The organism is Parabacteroides sp. AF48-14, from assembly GCF_003477465.1.
Classification (GTDB): domain Bacteria; phylum Bacteroidota; class Bacteroidia; order Bacteroidales; family Tannerellaceae; genus Parabacteroides; species Parabacteroides acidifaciens.
On sequence record NZ_QUDI01000002.1, the window covers coordinates 203,387 to 217,180 of the forward strand.

At 46.1% G+C, this 13,794-nt stretch carries 8 protein-coding genes; 1 reads left to right on the forward strand and 7 read right to left on the reverse strand.

Annotated features, from left to right (window positions below):
• Positions 1–2: 2 nt before the first annotated feature.
• The 6 genes from DW083_RS02105 to DW083_RS22380 all read right to left on the reverse strand — a co-directional run bounded on the left by DW083_RS02105 (position 3) and on the right by DW083_RS22380 (position 10,367).
• Positions 3–494 (reverse strand): RNA polymerase sigma factor, encoded by a 492-nt coding sequence (locus DW083_RS02105; protein ID WP_115500095.1) that lies wholly within the window; start codon positions 492–494, stop codon positions 3–5.
• Between the two features lie 175 nt (positions 495–669).
• Entirely contained in the window at positions 670–3,009 is a 2,340-nt protein-coding gene (locus tag DW083_RS02110; protein WP_158582076.1) for an ABC transporter permease, read from the reverse strand.
• A gap of 64 nt (positions 3,010–3,073) precedes the next feature.
• Positions 3,074–5,440, reverse strand: a complete 2,367-nt coding sequence (locus tag DW083_RS02115; RefSeq protein ID WP_122331268.1) for an ABC transporter permease — start codon at positions 5,438–5,440, stop codon at positions 3,074–3,076.
• A gap of 142 nt (positions 5,441–5,582) precedes the next feature.
• Positions 5,583–7,958, reverse strand: a complete 2,376-nt coding sequence (locus tag DW083_RS02120; RefSeq protein WP_122331269.1) for an FtsX-like permease family protein — start codon at positions 7,956–7,958, stop codon at positions 5,583–5,585.
• Positions 7,959–7,980: 22 nt separating this feature from the next.
• Positions 7,981–9,303, reverse strand: a complete 1,323-nt coding sequence (locus tag DW083_RS22375; RefSeq protein ID WP_233551692.1) for an ABC transporter permease — start codon at positions 9,301–9,303, stop codon at positions 7,981–7,983.
• Positions 9,285–10,367, reverse strand: a complete 1,083-nt coding sequence (locus DW083_RS22380; RefSeq protein WP_233551693.1) for an ABC transporter permease — start codon at positions 10,365–10,367, stop codon at positions 9,285–9,287. The genes DW083_RS22375 and DW083_RS22380 overlap by 19 nt, the downstream gene beginning before the upstream one ends.
• 859 nt (positions 10,368–11,226) lie before the next feature.
• Here DW083_RS22380 and DW083_RS02135 point away from each other — a divergent pair.
• Positions 11,227–12,390: an MFS transporter gene (locus tag DW083_RS02135; RefSeq protein WP_122331271.1), complete on the forward strand. Its 1,164-nt coding sequence runs from the start codon at positions 11,227–11,229 to the stop codon at positions 12,388–12,390.
• A 4-nt stretch (positions 12,391–12,394) separates the two neighbouring features.
• Here DW083_RS02135 and DW083_RS02140 read toward each other — a convergent pair whose 3' ends face one another.
• Positions 12,395–13,510, reverse strand: a complete 1,116-nt coding sequence (locus DW083_RS02140; protein WP_122331272.1) for a glycoside hydrolase family 105 protein — start codon at positions 13,508–13,510, stop codon at positions 12,395–12,397.
• Between the last annotated feature and the right edge of the window lie 284 nt (positions 13,511–13,794).

Consider the following 13,794-nt stretch of genomic DNA (forward strand, 5'->3'; position numbering starts at 1 on the left):
TGCTACATTTTTAAGAATAGTTCCTTGACTCTTTTACGTGCCCGCGAGAGGTTCACGCGGACAGCTTCCGGTGTACTGCCTGTCAACTCGGCAATCTCCTTCACCTCGAAACCATCGACATGTTTCATCCGGAGTATCGTCTGTTGCAATCCGGGCAGTTGTTCCATAATGCTCATGACATGGCTCACACTGTCTTTCTGTTCCAACGAAACGTATGGATTATCGTCTGCGGTGATAATTGCCGAATCGGACAACTTCTCCTGCCTGTACTGGAAGGAACGGAGGCGGTTCAGACAAAGGTGCTTGGTGATCTGCACGGCAAGCGCTTCCACGCTATCATAACGCTCCAGTTCCTCACGGATATACCACAGCTTGAGAAAAACCTCCTGCACGATATCTTCCACATCTTCGGGATCGTCCAGCAAGCGACGGGCACATCCCGACAACTTCCCCCTGAGTGGTACGACTTCTATTTTAAACTGTTCTTGTTCCATTCTATTAATAAGACACGCGACTTAGACAAACATAACATGGATAATGTGCCAATTTATTAATATGCCAATGTGCCAATGAAATAAAAGACCTCATCTCTGTAAATTGTCTCTTATCCCATTGGCACATTTAGCGAAGCGCCACATTGGCAAATTAGCAAATTATTCCATTGGCAAATTATTCTGACTTAATACTCTTCACCGGGTTTTCGTTCGCCACATACCAGGAGCGAAGGACGACGCAGAACCCGATCACAATCAGCAAGGCAAGGCCTCCCAATATAAAGATAAAGACATTCAACGAAATCTTTTCCGGGAAATTCTCCAGCCATTTATCACCTGCCAGATACGTTCCGATCAGGCCGATAATAACCGCCGGCGTACCGATCACAATGATATTATGCAACAACAATTTCAGCACATCGACCGCCGTCGCCCCGTTGACCTTGCGAATAGCAATCTCCTTGCTCCGCCGGCGTATCTCATCGGATACATATCCGACAAGCCCCATCAGCGTAATCAGCAACATGAATACGGCCGCCACCGCTACGGAATTACGGAACCGCTCGGTGTCGCGATAGGACTCGTGTATCTTGTCGCGATAAGTGGTCAAGACGATATCCTGCTCCGGAAGTAATTCCCGAAGACGGTTTTCAAGCATCGAGAAAGACTCGGGCGACATCTCACGAAGACGTACGTTTATGGATAAAGAGTTCCAGTCACTTCCGATACCGACAATGATCACCGGTGTCTGCGGAACGAATATGGAACCGACTATGAAATCATCGAGCACGCCGGCAATCACAATATCGAACAATCCCTTGCATTTATAGACTTTCCCGATCGCATTGTCATCCCATCGTAGAAGCTCGAGGAATTTCCGGTTAACCAGAGCCGGAGTCGGTTCGGCCATAAAAGAGGGAATATTAGAACCCTGCACGAGGTTCAACCCTAATGTGCTCACATAGCTGGAATCTGCAAATTGGAAGCGCAGTGTAGCCAACGCCTCCTGTGTTTCCGGATCGATCAAGGGTGTACCGCTGAAAAAATTGCAGATCAGATAACTGGCAAACGTAATATTCTCTATTTCCGGAGAACGCATCAGCTCCGTTCTTACCATCTGCTGACGCTCGGACGGGATGCTGTCAAGATCACAATAGACAATATTATCCGGATGATAGCCGAGGTCCTTATTCAATATTTTGTTATATTGGAACAGGATGATCGCCAGAAAAGTCAGCATAAAGGCCGCACAAGCAATCTGCACGCCTAACAATCCCTGTTTCCATCCGCGCTTGCTGTAGTTATAAAAACGGAACGCCTGTGTCACAGGAATAGCCGAAAAGATACGCGCCGGCACAACACCTGAAAGCAAGACTACCAGGAAAACCAATCCTAACGATACCAGCAATTGCCGTCCGGAAAAAAGCGAACCCAGCGTCACTCCTGTCAGTTCCGTTATCAAATCTCCCGAAACCAAAACCAGCAGAGCCGTACAAACCAACGAGAGCAGGATCAGGATTACCGTTTCGGACAGATTCATCATAAAGATATTCCCGGTGCTGGCTCCGTTACTTTTATAGATCGCCATCGTACGGGCGCGGGTAGCCAATGACGAGATAGACATCATCACATAGTTCAGCGAGACAGCCACCAGTATCAGCGTTGCTAAAAGCGAAAGGACGAGCAAAGTCAGCTTCGTTTCCTTATTGTCCGTATGCAAAGTCGTGATAGGCTTCAGATAGCAATCAAAAGCATAGCCGCCTTTTTTCATTGACTCGCGGTCCATATGGCGTGCCAACATCTCAGGTATGGCTTCTTCATTGATCGCATTTATATCGACACCTGCCTGCATGCGGACATATCCTCTATAACCGTCTCCCCCGTCCCAACTATTCCGGCTGTTCCGGGCTATCGAATAAATCAGGTTGAAATCGAGGTGCGAGTTTTCCGGCACATTTTCAAATGTCCCGACCACAGTCAGAGTTTCCTTATGGGCTTTATCATTGAATAACGTCTTCCCTATCGGGTCCTCTCCTTTAAAGATTCGTTTGGCAAGCGATTCCGAAAGGAATACATTCCCGCCCGTCTTCAATCCCATCTCGCTACCGGAAAGAATCTTATAAGGAAGCGTTTTGAAAAACATCGTATCAGCATAGATTGTCTTGACGGAGTAACGGTCCTCCCCATTAAAAATGACCCGCTCGCCGCTCTCGAGAAGAGAAGTCCCTGCAATAGCTCCCGGTATCTCGAGCGGCATTGTCGGGGCTACAGGCTGGAAAGTAAAGGAGTAATCGTTCGATTTAGCCTCGGCCGACCCTACACCTGTCGTATAAACCGTTTGTACCTGATAAATATTCTCCGCCTCCGGCAAGAATTTATCATAACTCAAATCGAATGCGATACGGGCAAACAGAACCAAACCGATCGTTAAGCCTAACGTCAAGGTGAAAATCTTAATCAGGTTATTACCCCAGGCGTTTTTCAAATAGCTGACTGTATAAAATAATTGTTTCATGATATAATATATTTCTATAAACAAGACACCCGTACCGGGCAAACGTAACATCTCTTTTCTCTAATTATTCCGATTTAAGACTGTCCACCGGATTCGAATTTGCGACAAGCCATGCACGGCAAAGGACACTGACGACGATCAACAGATAGACAAACATCGCCCCCGCCAGGAACATGAAGAATCCGAGAGATGCCTTTCCGGAAAATTGTTTCAGCCAGCCGGTTCCGGAAAAATAAGCGATCGTTATACCGATTACGATAGCAGGTATCGCAATATAAGAAATATCTTTGGATATCATTTTCAAGATGCTCCATGCCGAAGCCCCATTCACCTTACGGATTGCGATCTCGCGTCCGCGGCGGTTCGTTTCATCGCTGGTATATCCCAATAAGCCGATCAATGCGATGATCAAGGTCACGATACCTCCGATCAAAACAGAATCGCGGAACGTACGGGAATCTTTGTACAGGTCTATCATATCCATATAATAGGCAGTCACATTGACACTGCGGTCCGGCATGATGCTTTCCAGCACGCCCTGCGCTTTCTTTATGTTTTCGGGTGACATTTCATGGAATTTAATCAGGATTTTCGGTGCATACTTGTCATAAAATAACACTGTCGGGCGTAAATCCGGATTGCCGGTACTACCGATGCATACATCTTCAAACACACCGCAAATTGTAAGCGGTTCTCCGTTCTGGCTGTGCTCCGTTACGACGATGTTTTTTCCGACAGCGCTACCCGTCCAACCTGCCACCGTCTCCATTTTCTTTACAAAAGAGCGGCTGACCATCACTTTGTCTTTAGCCGAGCCATCCGAGCGGAACACTTCGCCATCGACGATCGGAATCTCCATCAAAGAGAAGTAATCATCCTTAACCCAATACATATCGGCAATGTTGAACAACTCGCGATCATCACCGGGGAGCAAGACATTATTTCCGGACATAACCGAAATCGGCAAATCGTAGCATGCTGAAACTTTATCTACTTCAGGCATCTTGCGCAGCTCTTCAATCGCTGTGTTGCGAACCGATTCTTCCGCACCCTGCGTATCGCAATAGACCAACTTGTCGTAAGCATATCCGGGGCTGACGTTCACCATATAATCGTATTGCTTATTGATGACAGACAACAACGCTACCAGATAAGCAGTCGCCACAAACTGTATAAACAACAGGCAGAGCTTCCAATAGCGACGCGACTCTTTAAAATTACGGAATGCGGCGGCAACCGGAATACGCAGGAATATATATGTCGGAATCAACGCGGTAATAAAGAAGATCATCACACAGATGCCTACTAAAACCAAGATCGTTTGCGAAGAAAATAAAGCCCCTAAAGAAGCTCCCAACAATTCTTCAACCTTTCCTCTGAACAGAATAACAAGGAAAGCCGCGAGCAGAAGGGATATCAGCATATGCAGGCAGGTCTCCGACATAATCATACCGAACAGATTTTTGTCGGAGGCGCCATAACATTTATGGACAGCCACCTCCTTCGTCCGGTTAATCAGCGTAGAGATCACAATCAGAACATAATTCATGGCAGACGTCAGGATAAGAACGAAAGCAAGCAGGATCAACAGGGAATTCATACTCTTTACTTCACTGCTGTTGCTATGCATATCCATCAACGGAACCAGCGTGTAAGTCAAGTCGACTCCGGCCTTTTTCACCTCTTCCAGGTCACAGTGCCGCCCCTGCATCTCACGGATAGCGGTCGTCAGGCTTTCCGGGTCCGTCCCGGGATAGAGCTTCACATATCCCAAATAGCGGTCATTCCCCAGCCAGTTTTCCCGGCTCCACTTATTCATGCCTTCCAGGGAAGCGACAATCTCAAAACGTAAGTGGGAGTTTTCAGGAACATCCTCAAACACGCCGCCGATCGTATAGGTCTGTCCCGGACTGGATTCAAACTCGAACTTCTGTCCCATCGACTTCTCTACACCACCAAGCAAATCGGCTATACGGCGTGAAATCATCACATATCCCGGACGCGCCAACGTCATTTTCGGATCACCGATCAGGATCGGACGGGGAAGCAAATCGAAGACGTTCGTATCGCCCATTACGACGTAACGCGCCGAATAACGGTTCTTGTCTTCTGTCCTGAATATCTCCTTGTCGCCTCCGATATATGTCAGGCGGGTAGCCTTCTCGACTTCCGGAATCTCGGCCTGCATACCGGGAGCGACACCGCCGCTTACCTGCGGATAGGTCTTATATTCATTCTCCCGGATGACATTCTCATGCAACCGGTAAATACGGTCACTGCCGGGATAGAACTTATCGTAAGAACTTTCAAAACAGACTTTGGATATAAGGACAAGCCCCATTGCCAACCCGACACCTAATGACAAAATCTTAATCCCATTACTCCGCCCTTTCTTAAAAAGCGAACGTATTGCTATGTTCCAGTTTCTCATATCTTGTATTTTATTATTTTCTGAACATACAGGTTCAAAAAACGCGCCAAAACAGGCAATATGCTAAAATACAAACATATACAAATAAGTTAATCCCCAAATAGTGTCCAATTATTTGACAATGGTGTATAAATATTTGACACTATTCCGACTTCAGGCTATTCACCGGATCATCGTTCGCCGCACTCCAGGTTCGATAGACAATACATACGACAACAACCAGGCAGACAAACAACCCGCCGGCAACAAACATCCAGAGACTGAGCGGTATCTTTTCTATAAACTGCTCTTGCCAGCGTTCCGCGACATAATAGGTAATGATACATCCTAACACGATAGCAGGCAGGGCGAGCCATAAAATATCGGTCAGGAACATAGTCAGTATATCTTTCAATGTAGCCCCGTTCACCTTCCGGATAGCCAACTCTTTACGGCGACGGTTCACCTCGTCGTTCGTATAACCGATCAATCCGATCATGGAGATAAGCAACGTGATAATGCCGCCGATCAGGACCTGATCCCTGAACTTCCGGGAACTGCTGTACTGCTCTACCATCGAGACCGAACAAACCGAAAGCTTCATATCCTTATCCGGGATAAGTTCCTCTAACTTGTCATTTACTTTTGCAACGGCATCCGGGGTTATCTGATGGAATTTTACCAGCAGGTAATCCAGGGGCCGCTGCCGGTAGAACAATACGGAAGGCCGATCGTCCTGGCTGATAAGTGAGCCGATACGGTAATTTTCATACACCCCGCAAATCGTATAAAACTTAGAATCATAATTGGCATGTTCCGAAATATAAATGGATTTGCCGACCGGGCCGTCAGACCAGTCCGTAAACTCTTTCATCTTTTCGACAAAAGCGCGGTTAACCATCACTTCATCCGATTTCGGGATATTCTCCGTAAACGAACGTCCTTCGATGACAGGAATCTCCATCAGTTTCAGAAAACCATTGCCGGACCAATACTGGTCTGCGATATTAAAGAGCTCTTTATCAGATTCGGGCAAAGCAATATTATTACCGGCCAGACTATCCCAAAAAGGCAATATGGTCGATGTCGTCACCGCCTCCACTTCCGGGATGCGCATCAATTCGTCCAACACCTTGTAACGGGTCGTCGAGTCGATCGCCGATATGCTGCAATAGGCCAGGCGGTCATAAGAATAGCCGGGATTACTGTTCACCATAAATATGTGCTGCCTCCCCACAATGATAAGCAGCGTGACCAAAAAACCGGCTGCAATAAACTGTAGGAACAACAGGCCGAGTTTCCAGACACGGCGGCTTTCACGGAAATTACGGAAAGCGGCTGCCACCGGAATACGTGCAAACAAAGCTCCCGGCACAAAACCCGTCACCAGAAAAACAACCACACATACCGCCAGCAGGATCAACGCTCCTTTCGAGAACAACAATCCTTCGACAGAAACATCCAGCAATTCGTGTATCATATCCCTGCCCAGAAAAATCAAAAAGACAGCCAACACGATCGAACAAACCATGTGCACCAGTGTTTCAGACATCATCATATTGTGGATATTCCCTTCCGAAACCCCATACGATTTATGTACGGCAATCTCTTTCGTCCGGTTCACAATCGAAGAAATAGCAATCAGTATATAATTCATCACAGCCGTAAACAACAAAGCTAAGGCCAGGATAGCCAGCATCATGACCATGCTTTTCACCTCGCCTGATTTCTTATGCAAATCGAGAATCGGCTTCAATGTATAGGTCAGTTCCATTCCCCATCTCTTCATATCCTCCGCATTCTGATGGCGAAGCGCCATATCATGTATGGCCGGCGTAAGACTTTCGGCAGTGACGCCCGGCACCAGGCGTACATACCCTTTATAGCGGTCGTTACCCAACCAGTTCTCCAAACTCTCCTTATCCATTCCAGTCATGGAAACCAACATATCGTAACGCAGGTTGGCGTTCTCCGGTATATCCTCGAACACGCCTCCGATCGTCACTTTCGTTCCCGGATTATTATCGGGAATAATCGTCAGCCCCTCGACCTTCTCGATTCCGCCCATCTTTTCCGCCAAAGAGCGGGAAATCATCGCATACCAGGGTTTAGCCAATATTTTTTTCGGATTCCCGGACAGGATAGGACGCGGAAACAGATCAAACACATTACTATCCGCCATCATGATAAAACGAGCTGAATAACGTTCTTTATCAGAGGTTGAAAACAAAGATTCATCCCCTCCGATATAAGTAAGGCGGGTAGCAGCCTCCACACCGGGTACCTCATATAGCATACCGGGGGCTACAGCGCCGCTTACATTATAATAATCCGACTCTTTGCCATCTTGGCTATAATTTTCATAAATCTGATAAGTCCGGTCTGCATCCGGGTAGAAAGTATCGTACGACTGTTCAAAATAGATTTTGGCAATTAAGACCAAAGCCACCGACAAGCCTACGCTCAGCGAAACAATCTTCATCATGTTGTGCCTTCCTCCCTTGAAAAGCGAGCGAATGGCTATATTCAAATTTCTCATATCTATTATCCTTTTATATATACTATTCCGACTTCAAACTCTTCACCGGGTCCTCGTTCGCAATACTCCAGGTACGCGCTACGACCATAACCAGGACAACCAGCCAAATTGCCAATGCAGAACCCGCAAAGATAAAGACGCTTAACGGTATCTTTTCGGAGAACTGTTGCAACCAGTTTTCCCCCATCCAGTAAGAACTCATGACTCCTAAAAGCACGGCCGGAACAGCCATATAGAGTATATCTTTTGATATAATCTCCATGATGTTAGCTACTGTCGCACCATTCACCTTGCGGATCGCTATCTCTTTACGGCGACGGGTCGTTTCGTCCGCAATATATCCGATCAGGCCGACAAGAGTGATCAGGAAAGTAACCAAGCCGCCCAGCATAACGGAATTACGGAACAAACGGGAAGCCGAATACATATTGATGATACTCGCTTCGTAAGAGTTTACCGAAATATCTTTATCCGGGAGAAGCTTCTGAATGGTATTCTCAATGAGTTTCATATTCTCGACCGTAACATTCCCGTGCAATTTCATTGAAACTACATGACCCGGCTTGCTTGAATAAAACCAGACCGTCGGCGGCATAAGGTAAGAGTCGATCGCTCCGGCCCGCACTTCATCATAGACACCGATAACCTCAAAACCATTCGGATCATTCGGGTCACTATGTTCACTTATACGAAGTTTTTTTCCGATTACACCATCCTTCCACCCCTGGACCAACACCAATTTTTCCGCTGTTGCCCGGCTGATCATTACGATACGTGCCGAATCGGAGTATGAGCGGTCGAAGGCTTTTCCCTCTATCACTTTTATACCCATCAACGGGATATAGTTGGCATCCATATATCTCAGATCTCTAATATGCAAAGCGATCTCATCAGATCCGTCCCGGTAAATCATATTTCCGGCCCCTCCCCAAACCGGCAAGCCGTCTGAAGCCGCTACCGCCTCCACTTCCGGCAGTTTCTCCAATTCATCCATAACCATCCGGACCGCAGAACTCTCTACTCCGGAAAGAGACGCATATATAACCCGATCGTATGAATATCCGGGATCATCCGTCACCATCCTCTGATACTGCAAACCGATAATTGCCAGCAATGTAACCAAAAAACCGACGGCAACAAACTGGACAAACAGCAATCCTTTTTTCCAAAGCCGGCGCGATTCGGTATAGGACCGGAAAGCAACCGCCACCGGTACGCGGGAAAACAAATAAGAAGGAAACAGGCCGGCAAAGAGAAAGACCAACAGGCATACACCCACCAGTAACAAAATCGTCTGCCAGGTAAACAAAGCACCCAAAGAAGCCTTCAACAATTCCTCCACCATTCGCGAAGGGCAAGTATCAATAAGGCAGAGAGTAATACGGAGGCAAACAGGTTCACAAACGTTTCGGAAAAGATCATCCCCGATATGTTTTTACCGGAAGCACCGTAGCATTTATGAATGGCAACCTCTTTAGAGCGGACAACTAATGAAGAGACCATCAGTAGGATATAATTCATCAAAGCCGCAAACAAAATGGCAAAAGCAATCAATGACAACATAACCGCCATCCCCTTTACAGCCGAAGAGGTTGCATAGACCTCTTTAAGGGGTTTTAAGGATAAACGATAAGTCATTCCCATCTCTTTCAACTTCGCGGAAGGAACGTGGCGTTCCAACATCTTGGCCATTTCAGCCTCCAATGCCTCCTGATCGGCTCCCGGCTGAACTTTAACATACCCATGATAGCTATCTCCACCCCACCAGCCATTCTCATTACTCCAACCCATCACTTCCTTAAACGAACATAACGACAAAAGCACATCATATTTTAAATGCGAATTTTCAGGAACATCTTCAAACACACCGCCAATCGTGATTACTCGACCGGGGTAAGAGGCCAACTCAAACGACATACCGGTTACGTCTTTTCCCTCCCCTATCCTTTCGGCCAAACTTTTGGATACAAGCACATACAAGGGTCTCGAAAGAATCTGCTTCGCATCTCCCGATAGCACTTTTTGCGGCAGGACATCGAAAAAGCATTCATCTACCAGCAGGAAATCGGCTTTATACTTATTCTTATCAGGCATGAAAAACACTGAATTGCCCAATGAAAAACCACGAGTGGCAGCGACCACTCCCGGAATCTCAAGTTTCATCCCCGGCGCAATGCCTCCACTGACATAGTCCAGATCGTCCATAACCCTTTCACCTATCGAGACATTCTCCCGTATCTGATAGATGCACTCGCTATCCGGATAAAAATCATCATAGGAAAGCTCGAAACAGACTTTGGCGATCAGCACCAAGCCCATTGCTAACCCTACCCCCAATGATAAAATCTTGATCCCGTTACTCCTGCCTTTTTTGAAAAGGGAACGCAATGCGATATTCAGGTTTTTCATATCAGTTTGTTTTTTATCGATTTGACATTAATTCCATATCCATTGAAAAACAATCAAAAAACATGCCAAAAGACATAAACAACTAACACGCAAACACTTATATATAAACCTTAATTTCCATTCTGTCTAATATTTGTACACCACTGTCTAATTATTTGACAGTGGCAGTGTGTCAAAACACCCTTGTCCCCGCGCTTGACGCGGAGCCGAAAAAGAACAGGCCTTATCAATCAGTTGTTTATACGGTCAGTTTTAATGCGATCCCGCGTCAAGCGCGGGAACAGGGCAGTTTTGACACATCCCCACCTGTGCAGGGGGGGGTTATTGTACAAAACGTATTTTTCAGGATCAAAAGGCATCCGAAACAAAATAAATGTTAATCCGCTTTTTGGACCTCAAAAAGGGACTTTTTCGCCTTTTTTGAGCGTTTTCAACAATTATGACCGTCCTCTTTGCCATTGTGACCGTGCTAATGTGTAGTGCACTCGGCACCTCGCGAAGATTAGCACGGTCGTAATGGCGATTTGGACGGTCGTAATGGAAAAGAGGACCGTCTTTAGGGCAAAAAAGCACCTGAATTTCCTTGAGATATTTGGGACGCCGTCCGTTTTATTTTCAAATATTCGATTCTCCGGGAGTTAAGCTTTATCACTTTGACGGCCTTTCCAGTTTCCGGCAATCAAATTGCATGCTTTTCGGAACAACCTCGGCACCTCCTTTCATCTGTTGTCAGACAAAAAGGGCAAAACCATGAAAAAAGTCAATCCAAAACCGATCAGAATTTCGGACGAAATAGAAAAACTGCCGAAATGGGGGTTATTGTATTTTGTTTTAATTTGCATTTCGTACCTTTGCAGGCATGAAACGGAATATACTGGCGCTCTATCTGATTAAACTCTCCAAATGGTTTACATTGGTCATGCCTATCATCGTGCTTTTCTATGAAAAACATGGATTAGGGTTGCAGGATGTGTTTATTCTGAAAAGTGTCTATTCGGTAGCGGCTGTGGCGTTAGAGATTCCTTCCGGTTACCTGGCTGACGTATGGGGACGGCGCAAATGTTTGATATTGGGGTGTATCCTTTTCTTTTTCGGGTATTTATGCTATTCCTTTACCTCCACTTTCACTGCATTTCTTTTTGCCGAATTACTGTTGGGAACCGGACAAACATTGGTGAACGGTGCCGATTCGGCTTTGTTGTACGATACGACCGCCCAATATAAAAAAGAGAACTTATATCTCCGGTATGAAGGACGCATCACGATGATCGGCAATTTTGCAGAGGCCGTTGCCGGCATATTCGGCGGGCTGTTAGCTGCTTATTCGCTTCGTTTTCCTTTTTACGCACAGGCCGTTATTGCCTTTACGGGTATTCCGGCTGCATTTGCACTGAGGGAGGTCAACCGTTCGAACAAGATTCAAAATCCGGTCAATGAGATTATGCGAATCATTAAATATTCGTTGGTCACAAATAAAAAACTTTGCTACAACATCATGTTTTCCGGAATCATCGGGGCGGCAACACTGACAATGGCCTGGTTCGTACAGCCGGTATTGATGTTCCTGAAAACCCCTATATCCTGGTATGGCATCATCTGGACGGTCCTGAACCTGACAGTCGGTCTGGCTGCCCTCTGGTCGGACCGGGTAGACCGCTATTTCGGGCCGCACAAGATGGGAATCCTGATCCTTGTCGTGATCGTAGGCGGTTATGTTTCGCTGGCTTTCAACCTGACTTACGCCGGACTTGCCATCCTGCTCGTCTTCTATATTTTCCGCGGTTTCGCCACTCCGATCCTGAAAGGCTACATCAACCAAATGACCTTTTCCGACATGAGAGCGACAGTGCTTTCCATCCGTAACTTCATTATCCGCCTGATGTTCGCAGCTATCGCCCCCTTCATCGGTTGGCTCAATGATATGTACTCGCTCCGGATTGCCCTGCTGGTTTCAGCCGGAATTATCCTGGTACCGGGCGCGCTCTTCCTCGGGTTGCAGTTCGGAAAAACGGAAGAGGGATAATTTTTTACTCACATAACAAAGCATATGTACACCACAACATCGGAGCCTGTCCGTGAAAATCACCTGCAACGCGGGGACGATCGTAATAATATTGGAGATCATTCTGCTTGTTCGTTCCTACGCAAACCTCTTCCACATCGCCATCCTTATTGATATAGGGGACTAAAGCAATCCAGGCTTTCCGGGCCACCGGTCCATATTCCGCAGCATCCAGCCAACCTTTTTTCACGCCCATAATCATAGCGTATGTAAACATGGCCGAACCGGATGTTTCCGGCCAACAATCTGCTTTATCAACCAATTGGTTCCACATGCCACTTTCACTCTGGTAATCTTTCAGATTTTTCATCATCAACCGGTATCCTTCCAGAATCCGGGCACGATCCGGATTGTCTTTCGGAGTAGACAGCAACAACTCTGCCATGCCGGCAGCCATCCATCCATTGCCTCTGGCCCAAAAATAAGGGACATCGGGAGCATGGTAAAACAGTCCGTTCGGACGCTGTAATTCATTCAGATAAACAACCATTTCTTTTGCTGCACGATCTATATATTCATGTTTACCGGTTGCATGGTAGGCTTGTGCCTGAACGATCGTAATCATAAACATATCATCGATCCAGAGGCGGGTTTGCCAGGATAAACCTTTGTCGGCCCAAGCTTTTTCTTCCGGTGTAGCACCGGCCGGCAAAGTCCACTGCGTATCGGCATACGGCATACCGAGTTCCAGATACTTTTTATCGTTCGTCACTTTATAAAATTCAAGAGGCAGACATCCGAACATATTCAAATCCACATGGTTCATAATAGGCTGATATGATTTTTCTGTCGTAAAAAGCAGATCAAAACGATCCTGAAGTTGCTTCACCAGCTTTTTATCTCCAGCCGCCTCTGCATATCTTAACGCTCCGTACCAGGTGCAAACCTCGGCATAATGAATCCATTTGCCTCCATGCAACATATGTTTGGAAGGAATAAAACGCTGGCTTAAAATCGTTCCGACTTTTTGAGGAGAACACTCCGCAGGCAAGTCCTTAAAATAATCTTTCTGCGCACTCACAGATTGTGCTGAAAACATAAACAGGCATATAGCCGCAAAAAACTGAATAATGTACTTCATGGTCTAAATTTAAAATAATCAGTTAATAATCAAAGAATCGGTTACAAATATAGGACATTACCGACAAAAGATCAAAAAATATTGATTACTCTTTTATGATTATAATCTTATATTAAAAAGAATCATGAGACCTATAAAAATCCATATCTTCTCAAAAAGTTATCCGTCAATTTCCGGATTTTATAATAATCATCCGTAAGCGGTTTTCTATATAAGAAGATCGGATGTCCGGCACCTTCAAAGAGATGAAGTTCACAATCTACTCCATTTTGCAAAAGCTTATC